Here is a 17,655-nt window from a genome sequence, read left to right on the forward strand (position 1 = left end):
GCCTTTATTCATTAGATCTAAAAAAATAGATCTAAAAAGTATAATGGTAGCATTAGTTATTATTTATTTCATAGAGTTCTATCTCTTGTTCCTTTACATATACCCCAATATACTGAAGCCAGTTGGATGAGCTACCTCCGATGACCAACAAAATTGGTTCTGGACATCCTAGGTCTTCGTCTTTAGATAAATTGACCATTGTTTTCAAATCTAGTGCAGATGGCTTAGGAGAAGCATTGGGATGATAATGCCACTCCCCTAAATAATATTGCTGCTTTTGCCACGCTCTTTTTAGCTTCGTAATAATGCCCCGCGTACTCCGTACGAATGAACACAAAGTTTGCTTGGATTCTGCTGGAGCTCCTGTTATAGTGGTTATTTCTGCCCATTTCAAATCATCAGAGTATCTGCCGATGAGGATTCCGCCTGTCTCATAAGGATATGAATTCATACATAAACTATGAATATACTCTAGCTCCTGATCCGGCAACTTAACACCATAGCTTCCATTAAAGCTCTCGTAATATTTAAAGGTCTCAATTTTCTCGATATTCATATTGTTTCTCAATCAATCGCAGGCCATTAAAAAGTCCATCTTCAGTCTGTGTTTCATAGATTAATGAGATCCCTTTTTCTGTTGAATTTTGTACAAAAGCTTCTAATGCCTTGACTGTGGTACAAGCCGCAAACCACATATCATCTGCCCTGGCAGGAAATAATGGATGCCAGCAGCCAATGCCATCCCGAGGAAGCGCATCTAGATTAAAATCATTGGAATCTTTTTGAAAATATGGTTCGACTAAATTAAGAAAATTTTCAAAGTGAGGCAGTTTTGTCCTTTGAATATTAATATACAGTCGTTTTGCACCAAGTCCAACAGAACTTGAGCAGAATACAATTTTTCGCTTCCACTCTGTTGCAGATAATAACGCCAATACTTGATCCTCGCCAGTGGAATCAATGATAATATCAAAACTGCTCAAGTCTGGTACTAATGCCCCAGTTTCATCTATATCTAAATACCTTTCTGCATAAGTAGTGTGAATGTTAGGGTCAATATTCGTTAACCTTTTAGCTACAAGTTTACTTTTGGACTGATAAAGATCTGTCATACATAAAGTATGACGGCAAAGATTTCCCATTTCTAAAGCATTTCCATCGATACAGGTGAGTTGTGTTGCCCCAGCACGAGTCAACAGTTCTGCAATAGAAGCGCCCAAGCTACCGAGCCCAATCATAACTATACGCTGATTCGCAAGCCTATTTGCAAGCTTTCCACGCCCCTTAATCGTGCGTGCGCTCCAGTTTTCGCTGCGAATCCATGATAGTTCCATACTATCCAGGAATATCTTTGCTTTGTCATTCATCCACCAGCCCGCTTCACTCGGGCGGTAGCCTTTTCTTGCTCCGTAAGTCTGAGGAATGCTAAGTCGCTTGCCAGAATGAAAAACTCTATTTGTATATTTTCCGCAGGATAGAGCAGGAAGCTCTATAGCCTGCCAAGTCATCTCGTAGGAATCTTCACCGATATGTGCTGGGATTGGAAAACCAACCAAAAGCAGATGCCGCCTCCCATCTCTGGCTTTGGGGGCAAATGATTTCAAAATGGCCAGCAAATCAATGCCCTGATTAGTGCATATCTGCTTCAACTGACATAGGTTAGTGGGAACTTGCCAGTTATTAATAACTGGTACCTCTTTTAGTCTGATCCAAAGTGCATTTTCATAGTTTTTTTCCCTTATTGCCGTTCCCCAAACCGGTTGATAGATTACCTTCTGAGAATCAATGGAGCGAAAGCTCCGAATCATTGCTATGGATTGCTCTGATGAAAGTTGCCTACGAACGATTCTTGCAATTCCACAACGCTCATCCGTACTTTCCCAGATCATCATGGAAACACAATCCTCTTGAAAAGCAAAGACTGTCTGTATATGAGAGACTGGAAAATCTGGTAACTCAAAGGCATCCCCATTTTTTATTAATCTCTCTTCTGCAGCCGCACGGAGCCACAAAACAGCTCTTTGCATATTCCAAAAGAGCCGTTCATCAACTGTGAACGGCTCTTTTTCAGGAACGCGGATGCCAAGAGTCTGATCAATAAGATCAACACAGAGTTTTCCTTTACGCCACAAATGGTTTTCTTCCTCAAAAGCATTGATCGATTGATGTGGAAATGTATTTGTTATACTATTTTTGCAGCTCGGATATATAGCAATAGTTCCAAAGGGATAAACAGTTTCCGCAGTAACAAACCATTCTGTTACTCTGGGAATATCTTTGCCATCATGGTCCAAACAAACCCTAATGTGAAGATAAAAACGTTTTGTAACTACATCCCAAGTCCAATCTTTCAGCAAAATTATTTCTGGTATTTCTTCAATCCGGCGCCGCCCGCGTCGCAAATTCTCAGTTGGATTCTGACTCATCCAAACCTCCCAACAGGAACGCCCTTACTTTCCTGTACTCTCGGAGTAAATCCTCCGTTTTTTCTATAATAGGATGGAAATTCATCGCAATCTTTGAAGAAAGATTTCCAAAGGTTAACACTCTCTTCTATATCAGCGCTATCATAAGCTGCTCTAGCAAGTCTTGCACCGCCGCAAACCGCCTTATAGAAAGTGTCATAATCCTCATCTGAGAGCATCTCAAATACGTCATGCTCAGGAACCCCCCGGTCTGGGAGGAATGGCTTTTTAGGATAACATTCCGCAATGCACTCCAAGGTTCCGACGATGCCCTCTGCAACACTTGTGATTCCATCTGGACAACACTCTCCCACAAAATGTTCCAACGGATAGCTTTTCGGATGCTTGAGGCTAGGTAGTTCCAATCGTCGCCACCATTTGATCGCTTTAACTACATTTACATAATTACCTTTGCAAATTTGATTTTTTCTCTTGGTCCAACGGATCTGCTCTAAAGGATGCGTTCGATACCATTGATTTTCGACATTATCTGGAATCAGTAAAGGCTCCGCCCTCCATTGTTGGCCAGTAGAATCACTTTCGAAAAATCTTTCCAGTGAATCTAAGCGGTAATTTTCCAAAAGTGACTGCTGATAGCCCGAGAGATCATCGACTGTGAATGCGGATGAAAGGCCAGCACATTCAATGGCCCTTTTCACCTCTTCGCTGGGAGCTGCGGTAATTACTAGATCCATATCTACTTCGGGCAAAGAAATACCGATCGAACGCTTTTGCTGTTCGTAGTTCTGATAGTACTTCTTTACAAAGGGTGTAATTATGGCAAATGCTTCTTGGGCAGAAACGGTATCATGATCAATATTAGTAACTACAATTACATCTACATCCACCTTTTTTCCTGGTGCTGGTTTAATACAAGTTGACCTAGCATAGCTACCCTGTAAAAAACTTTCAACGAGTAAATCTTTTGTAAGGTCATCAGATTTGAGTTGTTCTCGAAGCTCGGTGTGTGCGGAGATCAACGCTTTTTTCAAACTGTCAGGTAGCCGAATATTAGTCAAGAAATCCTGAAAATAAGTTTGTATTGCGCTCATTCAAGTCCTCCTTTCCCGTCAAACTGAATGGACGGTATGTAAGAGCAGTTGCCTCGTTGTTCAAAATCATATTCGTACAGAATACACTTTCCAAATGGACGGGATACTTGCCCAAGATGAAACATAAACGCATTAGGCGCGGCAGCAAAAATATGGAGATATGCTCGCCTTTCAACGGTGCTTCGTCCTGCCAATGCGGCATAAACTTCCATTGCCAGTTTTGAGGAGTGGGTGCCATTTTGAATAGAAAAGCCAGTGCTACCTGTGTCCTCTGGTGAGAAATTAATAATCCGTCCAACGTGAACCCCCTGTTCTTTCAGGTATCGCTCCACATCAGAGCAAATATTGTGCCTCACGTTGAGGATAAGCGCGGTGTCAAATGTATCTTCATCTCTTGCTATATGTTCTACCTTCCAATTCTGATATTGGGTTCGATCGCATTTGTCAAATTCCCATATTTCTGGTCCCAAAATTGTTTTTTGAACAGGACAAATATCCACACCGGATTTAGTATCAAAAACACGACCTGCAGCAAAAGCGATGGAACCATGGGCTTCCAGCATAATTTGGTAAGCTTGCTGCACCTCTGTATTTTCTCTCAAAAAATCTTGAACAGGCTTACCGATATCAACCGTCCAGTCAAAATCCGGTTTCAAAAATCTACCTTCAAATTTGTCTTGTAAATCTAACAGAATTGACGTCTCTTGGGTAAGTCTTTCAGAACCTCTTGAAAAACACAAAATTCCAATTGCTTTTCGTACCTTGGTGTACTTCTTGATAATTAATTCGATTCGCTTGTTCAACTCCAGGCTGAAAATTGTTCGATCGGTATAGCCATCTTTTGTTGATTGAAGAAGTTCCTCCTCAACCATTGCGTCCACAAGTAAAGATACTTGGGGATGCTCCAAGGAATGTCCACTATCATATGCATATTTCCAAAGAGCCTCTCGAACAAGGCTCTTCAAACTATCTGGATCGAATGGCAACACTTTAAAATCCACATTAATATCTTTTAGTAATTGAGTTTCAAATTTTTCTAACTGTTTTTTACCTGTTGCATCCAACTTACCCGTTTGAAACTTGGTAATAGCGTTCATAAAATCCACAGCTGATACCGCACAATTTCCGATTAAAACCAAGCAATACCGCTGGCAGGGATAATCAGTGATGATATCTTTTAACCACTTAGAAATATCGCCCTTTGAAAAAGAGTTGACCGTCGATTTAACTTGGATCGCATCTGTAATTGTATCTGCGCTCTTTAAAGCAATATCTACCTTGTCACCTTCTGTTGGAAATTCAATGTAAATCCTATCCCAATCATTTCGCCTTAATGCTTCTAGAACAGCAACAATCCCTTGATATAGATAACCTCTGCCGCCTTCTTTTCCGCCCATAATACGCCTTTCTATTTATTGAAAGAGTACAACCAACTGATTACAATATATTGTACGAAGAGGTGGTAATAAAGTCAACATATCAAGGAATTATTTACCAATTATTAATAGTTTAAATAGAATGTGCTATACAACACATCATTCAATTATCAACTGCATGACTTTTACTTAATGTAAAAAATTACATTAGCCCGGGCGGTTTTGGGTGTGCTGTCCCGATGCCTGGCCGGCGTAAACAGCTGCAAACCGCCACTTGGGATTACTCTGAATGAAAGCTGTATAATACGCAATCTGTTTTTCCAGGCTTGAATTTTGTTTCTCCTGATTCGTGCTGGTACGGCAATAGGCTGCAACCCGCAGCTGCTGGTCTCAAATAGGATGGTCCTTCTGCGTATACGGGATCTTGATCACATGTTGAAACATAAGAAGCCCTCCATGATACATACTGTCGACCAGTTTGTCATGAAGGGCGGGAAAATGAAAAAGCTGCATTTCGGTTCAAAGAACCAAAATGCAGCTTTTAACATAGTCTGAATGTCATTAAAGGATCTGTGGAAATCCAGTAATATCAATGGTTTGTAAGCAGTCGGCAAAAGGCTTCATCTTAAATTGTACGCTCCCACACTTTCACTTGCGTGATTACATCACGCAGACGATCACCACCAACCATATACTCCAGAATTTCGTCGGCGGTATCACACCATTTCTCAGTACGAGTGTTTACTTCCACAGAGCCAGCCTGACAAATCACCATTTTAGGCGCTGCATCTGCCGCAGGAGAAATACAGCCAAAGCAACAGTACAGCACGCCATTCCACTCGAACTGGACTTCGCCGCCGCGCCGCATACACTGTTTGAAATCACTGATTGTTTTAAACCTATTATCTTCAAGGCTGTTTGTGCCGACCCATGTTGCCATGTTCGTGTTCCTCCCGTATAAAAAGCTCTTGGTAGTCTGTTCTTTGCCGAAGTGAAAGCCTGACTGATCCCATATGATGCTATGTTGGTGTGGAACTTCATGATACTTGGGGAAACCATGGTTTGTATGGTGAATTTCCAAATATGCTTTTCCGTCAGGACCAATCAGCGTTTCAATAAGCTCTCCTTTTGCCGTATAGGTATATTTTGTTTCGCCCGGCTCACCCCAGAATCGCTCATCCTCTGGTTTTGACGGTTTGATTTCTCCGCCGTAGGCGCTTCCTCCGCCTTTTCCAATTAGGTACGGCTCTATTGTATCACGATTATTACTGGATGTGCCGCCAATTTTAAAGGCATCCAAATCTTCACGATGGAAACTTCGTTCATAGTTCATATACCGCCAAGAACTGCGTTCGTAATCCACATGGATAATGTTGCCCTGCATTTCGGGAAACGGTGTATTATAACAGATAATTTTTTCCGGATCAATGCGCCGCAGCATCTCGTTGTATCCTGCCATGAACCATTCTTTCTGGTCGCAGCGGTTGTCATGCTCTGAGGCCATATAAGTGGAGACAGCAACAACGCTTCCTTTTTCAATCCCTTCAAAGCAGAAATCAAACGTGGATTCATCTCCCCAGTTGACAGTTGGAATGACCCGGAGCCCTTTGGATGCCCAGTAAGCGCCGCACCAGCGATTACGAAATACATTGTAAAGTTGCATAACAGGCGCCATCTCCAGGTACATACTGAAATCCGGCGACAGCACCGCGCGGTAGCGGGAGAGTTTTTCAATGTCATTGTCCGGGTTCTTCCAGACCCTCTCAAAGCGATAGTCATATAGGAAGAAGTGTACCATGCGGTCTAGGTGATTCTGGTCCTCCAAATGGGTTTTGTCAAAACCGATCAACAAAAGATCATCGAAGTCTCCGGGACTTTCTTGGAACTTAGGAATGATGGGGATTTTTAACTTTCCTTTGCCGGGAAACTGGTTGCGAAGCAGTTTCTGACTGGTTCGGTAGTTGTAATTTTCTTCGGTCATAGATAGCCCTCCTGTATGTAGTAAGGAACAAGTCCTTCTGCATACAGGTTCCCAAACAAAAAAAGTTGCACATTCCTGTGCAACAACATGAGAAAATTTACAAATTGGCAGTAAAAAATCGGAGTACCCCAAAGGATACTCCGATGGTCCGAGTGGCGGGATTTGAACCCACGGCCTCTTGGTCCCGAACTACGTCGGGTTTGTATAATCGTTCCAAATGTGTTCGATAAGTGTGATTTTGCGCTGATTTGTGAACTATTTTCTCCAATAAGTCCACCCCAGTCCAACGGGATATGGGTCAATTCGGTGCAGAAAGATGGGTCACAATCCAGGGTAATTCAAAGCACCGCCGTGACCGTATGCAGTATGGTGATTCTCTATATCATGGGACAGAGACCAGGAAAGGATGGAAAAATGAAGCAGAGGCTTTTTGAACAAAAAAATGAGATTACGATTCCGGCAGCAGATCTGGAGCAGGCGAACCTGATGGGGTTTGACCGTTTGGAACTCCATCTGTTGGATCAGGCGGCGGTAGTGATCCCCGGAGAGATGACCGCCAGGGAACTGATTGAAGTCGGTGAGTCTCTCCTAAAGTTGACTTTTTCTTTGGTGGATGTACTACTGGAGTCGTGCTCCGACTGTGACAACTGCGGCCAACAGAAACCTTGTGCATTTATGACCGACAGATGGCCCGGAGCTGATTCTAAGAGTTCTTTCAAAAAGGGGCTTGAGGACTGGATGGAATTTTCGCGGCTCTCTCCAGATATGCAGAAACTGCTTCGGGAACGGAGGATGTGCTTGCTCAATTTGGAAGAAAAATTGTTAAATGAAGACTGGGTGTACTTCAATGGATGCGGAGATGGCGAATATGCGGAGTAGATGGTGATAATCCCTTTCTGCATCCATACGTTTCTATTATTTCGCGGGAAATAAGGAGGGCATCCCTATAGGCCCCCTTTAAAGTATTTGGATTACAAAGAATTTTATACTGCTACCCTGCCATCCCACATAGTACTTTAGCCTGGTCAACCAGTATTTTACTTCGCTCATTTAGAAATGTGTCATAATCCAGGCAAAATGTTTGACTTGGACACAATGCACTTTGAAGGATATCATTTATTTTATCTGAGTTCATCATCTTACAATATTCCGCTGGGGCTTTATCTTTAATTCTTTGATTATCTGCATTATTGAGAAAACAAAAATTAGCCAAACAAAAAATTCTGTTACGCGCCAAGCCTAATCGCTGCAAGTATTTCGCCGGGAAAATATGATGGAACTCTTTCGAATTAGCCAATTTCATTGGTTCTGATAAATTTACATTCGCGCCTGAAATAAATGATTTGGGAGATGTGGACGCTAATAGGGCGACAAATGTCTTTGTATTAACAGTATTGAGGTTAAAAACGTTATCCGTAAAAAATGTGGGAGAGACTTCGCATTTGAAGGAACAAATATCATATTGTTCGTCAAAAACTAAACGTTCCATTGCTTGTAAATCTGTTTCATGTGCACTATTCACGCCGCTGGAGTAGCGTCTAGAAAAACAACTCCGCCAAAACCATTTGATAAGGCTCTGTCGTTGTAGATCAGTAAATGCCGCGCCCCCCTTTTTTGTAGTGCCAAAAAATTTAACCAAAGAAACCAGCATTGCAGGATATGGTAAGTATTTCAAACTGTTGAGTTTTAACTCGCCGCGGATAAAATCGACCGAAGACTTTATTCCATTTTTTATTTCATCAAAATTTGCCCGAATATGCTCTCCATCTAGCTGTGTGATTGCTCCTGGTGACGTACTACCAAGAATATATCCAGTGAAGCATTTTAACAACAGATCTTGATCGCTTGTTAGTCCGTCATAGCCATAATCTGCTAGATCGGATGATAGGTCGTCCAATTGTTCCTGCAAATCAAAATCAGTACTCCAACTCCACGCTTTTAATAACTGGAAAGAGTCCAACGGAACTCCGGTACGATTAATTCGCTCAAACACAATCGCAACATGAGCACGATCGTCTGTCTCCATTAGTTGGAACGGGATTTGAATCTCTTTAAATGTTTCCTGCAATTTATCAACTTCAATTTTGGTTTGATCATCTAAATGTTCTGTAGCTTTCCTATATTTTACGGAATCAAAAAGGCAATTTAATGGGAAATGTTTTTTTGCGTCAACATTGTTAGCATCTAGAGGGACAAACTGACTTTGCTGGCTCTCAACTGAACTTCCCAAAATATAATAAATATCCATCCAACTTGATACGGTTGAAACAGCAGTAAGTTCTGTCTGAAAGACAGAAAAGATAGAAGTAATTCTTTGCTGACCATCCAAAACATAATCTAAAGGATATCCTTTTGTCGGTTCTGGTAAAGAATAATTACCTAATTGCCTTTCGTTTTCTAATCGTATGTTCGTTCTCCAAAACAATAGTGAGCCGATAGGATAGCCTTTATATAAGCTGTCAATGAAAAAGGCGACCTTTTCCGGTTCCCATACAAATCCACGTTGAAATGAGGGGATTCTAATTTCGCCGGATAATGTTTTTTCAATAATTTTACGAATAGATAGTTCGGGCATAAAATGACTCCTTACATGAAACTTGATATCTATGTTTTAAAATACTACGATTTTCCTTAATTAACAAGAGCAATCATACATCACAATACCAGGACACTTTGGAATAACTACAACGGACAATTGGACGTAAATTACATAGGATAGAGGCTTACAAAGGGGGCCCCTCCCGTATGATATCTATTGGAGCATGTAAAGCGCATTATTGCCTGAGACTCTCCAAAAATACGATGGCTTCCTGTACCGTCGTAAAAGTTTTTCCGCACTGACACAGCCAGCGGTTGCGTTCATCCGTATCATCCAAGCTCGGGAGCCCATCATCCAGCAGCGCGGCCAATACCCGACCGCCGCGCTCAACAGCCTTAGGATATTCCGCAGCGATTTTACGGATCGCCGTTTCATCTCCCTTTTGGTAATTCGGAACGATTTCTATCAACTGATGGCGCATGCGTTCTTTGTCCTCCACAGTTGTCAAGGACGTCGGTATCATCATCTTGTAATGGAGCATCAGCCAGTATTCGATACAGGCCGTGGTCATTAGCAGCCGGACATGCACATTGGGCTTTTCACGAAGTCCACGCAGCGTCTCGATGATTTTCCATCGCTCATCCCACTTTCCGCAATCATCTGCCTCTACGTCAAAGAAAAACCAGATTTCGTCTGTGACCTCGGCATAATTGCGGTATTTTGGTTCCTTGTCAAAATCGTTTTTGGCTTTAGAAAAAAGTCCTGTTTTTGAGGGAATTTTGAGCACGGCGACATCTGCAAAATGTTCTTTCAGGAATTTTGCATAGGCTTGCTCGCTCTCTCCCTCACAGAAGACGTAGATCAGAGGCTTTTCTGGCTGAAACTTGCGCCCCCCTCGTTTCACCTGACGGCGTGGCATTTACTCCACCTCCTCGATCTCAAGCTCTGGAGTGGCGCCGTATTTTCCCATGAGATAGCCTTTCCGAACATTCTCGCTGGTGGGTGTGGCCAGTTCGCTGATGCTATAAAGGGAGGAAGTGCCATCCTTGCGGCTTTTATCCACAAAGTATAGCTGATCCTTCCGCAGCAGCTCCATATTCAGAAGTTCCGTATTATGGTTCGTAAAAATAAGCTGTGCATGATTGGGATTAGACTCAGGACTTTGGAATTTTGCGACGATATACTCCACGAGCATGGGGTGCATCTCTTTTTCCAATTCATCTACCAACAGCACACCGCCGCGGCTCAGGACCTGTTCCATATCTGGAGCAAGGGACATCAACCGGCGTGTACCGTCCGACTCATCGGCCAGCTCCAGCGAATAGAGACTTTCTTTACCAGCTCGATTGATTCCCTGGTGATAAGACGCAGCCCGGATCTCTCCCATCCGCAGTTTCTGCTCTGAATCCGGAGACGCGTCGGAAAGGGCCTGCATGAACTGCGCCAGGGCAGCCTTGATCCCCTCCGGCACGTTTTCAGGGAGGTCCTGCGGGCTGGGAAACTCCTGGTTTTTGATATCAAACTGCATATCCCGGATGCCCACATCGGCCGCCTTGGCATAGTCAGAGATGGCCTGGAGCATATTGGAATCTTCTGAATACTCCAACAGGTGCTTCGGAAAGTCAGCATACCCCCGGGAAAATCGGACGCATTCCCGGAACCAGCGCATGGCGCCGACACAGGCCTGCTCATTCATCGTGCAGGCCACCGCAAAGTAGAGCTGGTTGGCTGCCACCGCCTCCCCGATCAGTTCCCGTCTTCTTTTCAGGTTGTTTGTAGGGAAGTGGAACTCCTGGCCGGTGCGGGAGAACACCAGAGAACGTTGGCCTTTCGGCGCATGATAAAGGTATTCCTCCTCCACGCGCTCTTTGGTTGCGGCAAAACCGTAAATATACTTGATTCCTTGATCCACATAGGTAAATTCAAATCGCGTCGGTTCTGCGGCAGAGGTATCATCCAGCAAAAAGGGCCGTACAGGGATGGGGGCTTTTTCATGCTGCGTCCGCTGGGCATTCCGAATAAATTGAACCGCCAACCAGAATGCCCGAATCACATTGCTCTTGCCGCCGCCGTTCTTTCCATAGATCGCGGCAGCGGGAAGAAGATGGATTGGATGGTTTGTGGACTTTCCAGCAGGTCTATACTCGATCAGACTCTTTCGAAATGTCCCCAGGCCAGTTGCTTCCATAGAAAGGACCGCCTCGTCTCGGAACGACCGGTAGTTTGAAAACTTAAACTCTATCAGCATATACCCTTCCTCCTTGACTGTAGTATAACCACAGATAACAAGAAATACAAGTAAAAAAACGAAAATATTTAATTAATTTATTTTGATTTTATATATATGCTGGAAATCCGTCCGCTGTTGCATGTCTGTGTACATGACGAGAAAAAAATTACCACTTTTAATGGGTGAGAGAGTTTCATAAAAGTAAAAAATTGCCGGAGCAGCAATGCTCCGGCTTTTTCTATTTAAATTAAGGAGAGAATCTATGAGCCTGCATTACCTGAAGAAACCACCCTATGCCCCGGCCTTTCCTTGGGACTCGCCGGAGCAAGTCATCTGCTCCCGGTACCAGCGCTGCCGGGGTTGTCCGTACCCCAGCCACGGGTTCCTCTGCTGGGGGAGGGACCGCCGGATGGACCGTAAAGGAAATCCCCCTCCAGCGAGACCCGGCACCGGATGGGAATCCGCGCCCTATCCTCCAGCACCAGAACACCAGCAGACTCGTCCAGCTTCCGCGGTTTCCCGGTCGCCGTCACATAGGCGCCGCCCTCTTTAGCAGAACATGGCGAACTCTCCTGTTTCCGAATCTCAGACAAAGTTTTCTCTGAGCCTACATCACCTGGAGTAAAACTCGATGCCCTGGCTCACACGACAGCAGTCCGGCAGGGGACAGTAATTCTACAAGAGGCGGCGGCAGGCGATCTTGTCGGGTTCAGCAATGCAGACACCGTCTACATCCGACTTCACGTGCTTGGCCACGATGCCCATATCGATCAAGGATGAAGGGCAACGGTTGAGGGCCGCTTACGATAACGATCTAATTTCTGGTTATAGCAGCTCTCTTGTTTTTCTGACCAGGTACAGCGGAATATTGGTAATGGCTCCGTCCTTGCGGTACCCTCTCTTCGAAAAGCGGATGGCATATTTGGGGTGACGCTCAGCGATGTACCGCTTAAAGGACGGGGCGGATTTTTCCTCGCCGCCCTTTGCCTCGACAGGAATGATGTCCATCCCATGCTGCAGAAGGAAGTCGATCTCTCCGTTTTTGTCAGAATAGTATCGTGGTTCCACTGCAAATTGTCCTCGGAACTGCTGCAGGACGTAGTTCTCCGTGAGCGGCCCCTTGAATTGGTAATCAGCCTTCAGAAGAATTGCGCTGTTGTCAATGCCCGCCATGTGCTTGAGCAGGCCGGTATCAAACAAGAAGAGCTTGAATTGATCCAGCTTGTCAAAGGCGGAGAGGGGATGCTCCATTTTGGAGACGTTATAGATTCGGTTCAAGATTCCCGCCGAGACCAGCCACTCAATCGCCTTTTCAAAATCACGAGCTCTGCCGCCTTGCCGTACAGCACCGTATATGAACTTCTCATTGGACTTGGCAAGCTGGGAGACGATGCTGCGGAATACCATCAAGATCCGCCCGCTATTGACCTTGCCATTGTGCTTAGAGAAGTCGTTTTCATAGATTTCGATCAATTCTCTTTGAATTTGGGAAATTTTGGCCGGATCTTTTTCCTTCACCCAGGAGGCAACGCACTCCGGCATCCCGCCAATGATCAGGTAGTTGTTGTAGGCTTCCAGCAGGCGGTTGTGAAAAATTTCCTCGATCTGCTGATCCTTATGGATGCTCTCGTAATAGGCATAGAGTGCCTCGTCTGTGGCTTCCAGAAACTCATCAAAGGTCAGTGGATAGAGGTCCAGCAAGTTGACCATGCCCACCGGATAGGACTTCGGTTGAGCAAGCAGGCTTCCTGCTGCAATGACATGGTATTCATTGGCTTTCTCTTTGAAGTATTTAAGCGAATTCAACGCCTCCGGGCATTCCTGGATCTCGTCAAAAATGATCAGCGTCTCCCCGGGGAGAATTTTTTCTCCGGCAATGAGGGAAAGCAATTCAACAATGCGCTGCGGGTTCTTGTTGGTCTCAAAAATAGACTTCAATTCGTCTTCTTCATCAAAGTTGAAATAGACAAAGCCGCTGTAGCAGCTCTGCCCAAACTCCCGCATCAGCCAGGTCTTGCCCACTTGGCGTGCGCCGCGCATGACCAGCGGCTTGCGGTCCGCACTGTTTTTCCAGTTGATTAAATCAGAAATCGCATTACGCTTCATTGAAATCACCGCCACTGTAATTTACAAAAATTGTAACACGTTTTTCTGATGAATTCAACCAAGTATTATCACATTTTCTCAGAAAAAAGCAAGTGAAAAAGCACACTATTTCGAGTTTCTCCTAAACAAAGGGGAAATAGAACATAATCAGAGAGTCCTTCGACACCTAAAATATAAATCAAAAAGAGGATAAGGCCGTGATCCCGAAAGAGGGAGCGGCCTTTTTGGCGCCCCTTTTCGGAAACTGGGCCGGAAAGGACGACATGACAAAGTATTTTTTCAAGGATACCCCTCTGGCAGGATTGGAACAGCAGATGATGACACCGCCGAATTTCACGCCTCGCGGTGGCGGCCAGATGATCCTCTGCCGGTTCCGATACCGTCCAGAGGATGTGGACTGCAAAAACTGTACGGAATATCGTAAAAAACGTGACACCCTGCGGGTATGTCCCTGGCTGGAAGAACGGGCGGAAGCTGGCGTGGTCACATACGTTGTTCTGGCATCCGAATTCTATAAGCACTGGATGGACGGGCTGCTCGGAAATCGGATTCGAAAGGTGCTCTCAGGAAAAAAGGCGGTCACCTATTACAATGAGGGTCACGCTGCCCGCCTACAGGTCTATTCCACATACTTGGCCAGCCATTGGAAACGTGATGACGGAAATCGTCGTTTGGCTGCTATGTATCTGATGACTGCCACCGAGCCGCTCCGGCAGTGGGGCGCTCCAAATCTCTTTGACCTATGGCCAACGGCTTTACATGAATGGCGTGTGCTGCATGGACTCAGCGGACAGGAATATGCACTGTATCAGGCCGCACGGGGAATCAGCCAGAGACGGTGGACCATCACGATCCCCGAGTTATGCGATGAGGACCTTGTGGATAATCTCACATTGGCGTTGATTCTGGACGCCCTACTAATTGACCACTACGGATCTGTGGTCCTGCGACTGGGAGGAACTGGAGGTAAAACAAAATGCAAGCCATACTGAGCAACGCGCAGCACCCTGAGTATGGAGAGGTGACCATCCCATTCCCTATTGGAGAAAATGAATACGGCCGCTGCCTGGAACTGCTGGGGAAAATGGAGATTGGAAACCCAATCGAGCGGGACTGCTTTATCCGGGAAATCCAGCACGGCCCCTCCATCCTGCAGCAGTTGGTTGGATGTAACATGACAGTGGATGAATTGGACTATCTGGCCAAGCGGCTGGACAGCTTCGATGATCGGGAGACGGCAAAATTTCAGGGGGCGGCAGTCAGCTGCGGCTGCCATGGGATCGTAGAGCTCATCAACCTGACCTTTTCCTGTCAGCAGGTTACCATCATCACGGATTTTTCCGATTTGGAGGAAATCGGCCAGAATCACTATATGGATCTGAACGGCGGCACCGCCAGAGCGGAGGAACTGGAAAATCTGGATGGATATGAAACAGCGTTGCTTTTGATCGAGGGTGGAGGTGGAACAATCACGCCCTATGGCGTTGTGTATGACAATGGCATGAAGCTCTCACAGCTTTATGATGGCCGCCACTTTCCGGAGTATTTCTACGAGAGCTGCCTGGCCTCTGTGATACTCTCGCTCCCAGACCATCCTATGGAGCAAGAAACGCTGTATTTCCCATGCGCGGAGAGCAAAATCGCTCGGACCCTGCGGAGATTGGGTGCCGAACGGCCTGAACAGTGTGTGGCGATGCTGGACACTTCCGAAATCAGCGAGGCGGTCCGTGGTGTCTTCGAGGATGAGTATCCCTTGAATAAACACCTGGAAACACTGAACGCACTGACCCGATGCCTGCAAAAGTTCGATGGACAGGCGCTTGAGGACTTCCATACAGTCTTTGATACTGTTTGGCCGGAGACACCGGAGGAAATCCTGTATCTGGCAGAAGAACTTCGTGATTTTACTGTGGTGCCGGACATCAGCTCGGCGGAAGAGTATGGCTGGTTCCTGATTAAGGAGTCCAAGAATTTAGACGTTGATCCCAAATTGGAAGCGTACATCGACTATCAGAAATATGGCCAGTACCGCATCCAGGAGGAAGGCGGCCATTTTGGGGACCGGGGCTATGTAGCATATCTGGGGTCAAAGTCGGAAATCCGTTCGATCATGGACCGAAATCTGTCGGAGAGGCAAATGAATCAGAGTTTCTGGCAAAAGAGAAATCCCAGTATGAAGATGGGCGGCGAGTGATATTGAAAAGAAGATTGAAGATCTATGGCGAATGACGTACAATAGGAAGCAGAAATCATGAGCCGTTTTGGTGTTGGCAAGATGCCTGACTCTGCTGCAAACGAAGATCATCTTTTCGGAATACCTGTTTTGTTACTGTCAGAAGGATTTTGATATGGATGCACGGAACAATCTAAAGATCATACACACCGTGGACGGCGCAATCTTGCAGAACCGGTATGGCAAGGCTGTTATCAGAAGCCACGACATCGGCCTTATCAGTCTTCCGACAGGTGAGATCGTGATGGCAGATCCAACGCTGCGGTTTGAAATCGCCGATTTCAAGCGGAAGGCATTTCAGCAAAAGGTCTCTCCCGGCATATATCCTGTATTCGCATATTCCGCTCATGCAGGAGAGGACCGCACACTTGCGTTTGCAGAGATCCGTTTCACAGATCAGCCACCCGTTACCTTCACGGCAGCCAAGACCATATGTGACGCCGAGCAGTCCAGCCGCAGGAACTGTGGCTATGTCGTAAATGAGTCAACGACGGGATTGATGGACGGCCGGTTTTTCAGAGAGTCCTGTATGCGCTCTAATTCCTTTGAGTTGGATTACGAGACTGCCCTTGATGAACTTCTGGAGGAGAATCTGGAACGATGGGGCATCAACTGCGCAGCAGGGATCGCTCCGAATGGTGATTATTCAGCTGCCCTTTTTACGGTTCCGAGTGGCGTCTATTACTGGTACTGGGGAAAGGGCCAAAAAGGCGAGATCTGCTGCTTAACAGCGGACTTCTTTACGTACCTATAAGCTGTGCAAGTTCCCCCGCCGAAAAGAGTATATTGACAAAAGAGACCGCGGCTGTCGAAAGGCGCAGAGCGGTCTCTTTTCCTTGGACCATGTGACGAGTCCACGGATATTTCAGTAGACTTTTGAGGGGAGATGTGGTATTGCTTGTGTTCACAGAATGTGAGGTGAAAGAGATGAAGGATCGTAATAATCCGGCGGTAGAATATTCTGTTGCATTGAAACCCGCTTCCCAAGAGGAGGCGGGTTTGTTCTATTCAGACGAGAAACAGGACGAGGTCCTGGGGACAGTAGGACATCTTCGGATAGATTTCGGCTCAGGCGGCAAGAGCTTCTGGTCCACATGGTGGCCTCACAATTCAGACCAGTTTAATACCCCAGAGTTTAAGAGAGAACTCCAGCAAATCGTGGATACACTGCGGCGGAATGGACCGCTCCAGAGCCTGTCTGCGATGAGTTCCTACTGCTGGACGCACGGTGGAGAGATCTCGACGAATGACCGTGTCTACGGCTATATCGCGGAGACTGAGCACTACCGCTTCTGCCTGCGCTGTACCCCACGGCCTGGAGACTACCAAGGATATCTGTACTGTTATGACCTGAGAGAACAGCAGATGCGGCAGCGGGAGCGGCTGGTGGGCCGGGTGACCTATGCCAACGGTGAGCAACAAGAGTTCACAGATCCGCAGGAATATCTTCGAACCATTCAAGAAGAACTGCCTTACCGGAACACCACCGGCTTCCGGCATGAGACCCTGACGGATGACCCATCAGTGCGGGAGGCCGTGGATGATATTCTCTGGGACTTCGTCGGTGAAGAAAATCCGCGGCGCACCAATCGAGAAATAACATTCGGAGGTCTTGGTAAATGAATACAGAAATGAAATTCAAACGCCCGGAGCTGTGGAGCTGGCTTGATCAA

15 protein-coding genes are annotated in these 17,655 nt (G+C 45.8%); 5 read left to right on the top strand and 10 right to left on the bottom strand.

The window, feature by feature from the left end:
- Positions 1-52 precede the first annotated feature (52 nt).
- From DN611_RS08610 to DN611_RS08635, 6 genes are all read right to left on the bottom strand, one after another.
- Complete coding sequence (locus tag DN611_RS08610) at positions 53-556, bottom strand: Mov34/MPN/PAD-1 family protein (RefSeq protein WP_119311109.1); 504 nt, start codon at positions 554-556, stop codon at positions 53-55.
- Entirely contained in the window at positions 537-2,426 is a 1,890-nt protein-coding gene (locus tag DN611_RS08615; RefSeq protein ID WP_119311110.1) for a ThiF family adenylyltransferase, read from the bottom strand. Before DN611_RS08615 ends, DN611_RS08610 begins: the two co-directional genes overlap by 20 nt.
- Complete coding sequence (locus DN611_RS08620; protein ID WP_119311111.1) at positions 2,423-3,517, bottom strand: SMODS domain-containing nucleotidyltransferase; 1,095 nt, start codon at positions 3,515-3,517, stop codon at positions 2,423-2,425. The genes DN611_RS08615 and DN611_RS08620 overlap by 4 nt, the downstream gene beginning before the upstream one ends.
- A complete protein-coding gene (locus DN611_RS08625) occupies positions 3,514-4,914 on the bottom strand; it encodes an SAVED domain-containing protein (RefSeq protein WP_119311112.1) in 1,401 nt (466 codons plus the stop codon). The genes DN611_RS08620 and DN611_RS08625 overlap by 4 nt, the downstream gene beginning before the upstream one ends.
- 186 nt (positions 4,915-5,100) lie before the next feature.
- Positions 5,101-5,274, bottom strand: a complete 174-nt coding sequence (locus DN611_RS08630; protein WP_119311909.1) for a recombinase family protein — start codon at positions 5,272-5,274, stop codon at positions 5,101-5,103.
- A 244-nt stretch (positions 5,275-5,518) separates the two neighbouring features.
- Positions 5,519-6,874 carry a DUF4417 domain-containing protein gene (locus DN611_RS08635; protein WP_119311113.1) on the bottom strand — a complete coding sequence of 452 codons (1,356 nt, stop codon included), beginning with the start codon at positions 6,872-6,874 and terminating at the stop codon, positions 5,519-5,521.
- A 414-nt stretch (positions 6,875-7,288) separates the two neighbouring features.
- Here DN611_RS08635 and DN611_RS08640 point away from each other — a divergent pair, with 414 nt between their 5' ends.
- Complete coding sequence (locus tag DN611_RS08640) at positions 7,289-7,753, top strand: hypothetical protein (RefSeq protein ID WP_025543412.1); 465 nt, start codon at positions 7,289-7,291, stop codon at positions 7,751-7,753.
- 112 nt (positions 7,754-7,865) lie between these two features.
- On the opposite strand, the gene DN611_RS08645 is transcribed toward DN611_RS08640, so the two are convergent.
- The 4 genes from DN611_RS08645 to DN611_RS08660 all read right to left on the bottom strand — a co-directional run bounded on the left by DN611_RS08645 (position 7,866) and on the right by DN611_RS08660 (position 13,749).
- A complete protein-coding gene (locus DN611_RS08645; protein ID WP_081691993.1) occupies positions 7,866-9,449 on the bottom strand; it encodes a GmrSD restriction endonuclease domain-containing protein in 1,584 nt (527 codons plus the stop codon).
- A 199-nt stretch (positions 9,450-9,648) separates the two neighbouring features.
- The gene (locus DN611_RS08650; RefSeq protein WP_025543411.1) at positions 9,649-10,332 is read right to left on the bottom strand and encodes an RloB family protein; all 684 of its coding nucleotides are present in this window, start codon (positions 10,330-10,332) and stop codon (positions 9,649-9,651) included.
- Positions 10,333-11,661: an AAA family ATPase gene (locus DN611_RS08655; protein WP_025543410.1), complete on the bottom strand. Its 1,329-nt coding sequence runs from the start codon at positions 11,659-11,661 to the stop codon at positions 10,333-10,335.
- 807 nt (positions 11,662-12,468) lie between these two features.
- Positions 12,469-13,749 carry an ATP-binding protein gene (locus DN611_RS08660; RefSeq protein ID WP_025543409.1) on the bottom strand — a complete coding sequence of 427 codons (1,281 nt, stop codon included), beginning with the start codon at positions 13,747-13,749 and terminating at the stop codon, positions 12,469-12,471.
- 197 nt (positions 13,750-13,946) lie between these two features.
- On the opposite strand from DN611_RS08660, the gene DN611_RS08665 reads away from it, so the two are divergent.
- The 4 genes from DN611_RS08665 to DN611_RS08680 all read left to right on the top strand — a co-directional run bounded on the left by DN611_RS08665 (position 13,947) and on the right by DN611_RS08680 (position 17,605).
- Positions 13,947-14,741, top strand: a complete 795-nt coding sequence (locus tag DN611_RS08665; protein WP_025543408.1) for a hypothetical protein — start codon at positions 13,947-13,949, stop codon at positions 14,739-14,741.
- Positions 14,726-15,943 carry an antirestriction protein ArdA gene (locus tag DN611_RS08670; protein WP_119311114.1) on the top strand — a complete coding sequence of 406 codons (1,218 nt, stop codon included), beginning with the start codon at positions 14,726-14,728 and terminating at the stop codon, positions 15,941-15,943. The genes DN611_RS08665 and DN611_RS08670 overlap by 16 nt, the downstream gene beginning before the upstream one ends.
- Positions 15,944-16,097: 154 nt before the next feature.
- Positions 16,098-16,736 carry a DUF4241 domain-containing protein gene (locus DN611_RS08675; RefSeq protein ID WP_081692002.1) on the top strand — a complete coding sequence of 213 codons (639 nt, stop codon included), beginning with the start codon at positions 16,098-16,100 and terminating at the stop codon, positions 16,734-16,736.
- A 245-nt stretch (positions 16,737-16,981) separates the two neighbouring features.
- The gene (locus tag DN611_RS08680; RefSeq protein WP_256264624.1) at positions 16,982-17,605 is read left to right on the top strand and encodes a hypothetical protein; all 624 of its coding nucleotides are present in this window, start codon (positions 16,982-16,984) and stop codon (positions 17,603-17,605) included.
- Positions 17,606-17,655 lie beyond the last annotated feature (50 nt).

Source organism: Oscillibacter sp. PEA192, assembly GCF_003574015.1.
Lineage (GTDB): Bacteria > Bacillota > Clostridia > Oscillospirales > Oscillospiraceae > Oscillibacter > Oscillibacter welbionis.

Coding starts and splice junctions, on each gene's coding strand:
- DN611_RS08635 (WP_119311113.1), bottom strand. CDS start 6,874: ATGACCGAAGAAAATTACAACTACCGAACCAGTCAGAAACTGCTTCGC.
- DN611_RS08655 (WP_025543410.1), bottom strand. CDS start 11,661: ATGCTGATAGAGTTTAAGTTTTCAAACTACCGGTCGTTCCGAGACGAG.
- DN611_RS08660 (WP_025543409.1), bottom strand. CDS start 13,749: ATGAAGCGTAATGCGATTTCTGATTTAATCAACTGGAAAAACAGTGCG.
- DN611_RS08650 (WP_025543411.1), bottom strand. CDS start 10,332: ATGCCACGCCGTCAGGTGAAACGAGGGGGGCGCAAGTTTCAGCCAGAA.
- DN611_RS08670 (WP_119311114.1), top strand. CDS start 14,726: ATGCAAGCCATACTGAGCAACGCGCAGCACCCTGAGTATGGAGAGGTG.
- DN611_RS08610 (WP_119311109.1), bottom strand. CDS start 556: ATGAATATCGAGAAAATTGAGACCTTTAAATATTACGAGAGCTTTAAT.
- DN611_RS08645 (WP_081691993.1), bottom strand. CDS start 9,449: ATGCCCGAACTATCTATTCGTAAAATTATTGAAAAAACATTATCCGGC.
- DN611_RS08675 (WP_081692002.1), top strand. CDS start 16,098: ATGGATGCACGGAACAATCTAAAGATCATACACACCGTGGACGGCGCA.
- DN611_RS08620 (WP_119311111.1), bottom strand. CDS start 3,517: ATGAGCGCAATACAAACTTATTTTCAGGATTTCTTGACTAATATTCGG.
- DN611_RS08625 (WP_119311112.1), bottom strand. CDS start 4,914: ATGGGCGGAAAAGAAGGCGGCAGAGGTTATCTATATCAAGGGATTGTT.
- DN611_RS08615 (WP_119311110.1), bottom strand. CDS start 2,426: ATGAGTCAGAATCCAACTGAGAATTTGCGACGCGGGCGGCGCCGGATT.
- DN611_RS08640 (WP_025543412.1), top strand. CDS start 7,289: ATGAAGCAGAGGCTTTTTGAACAAAAAAATGAGATTACGATTCCGGCA.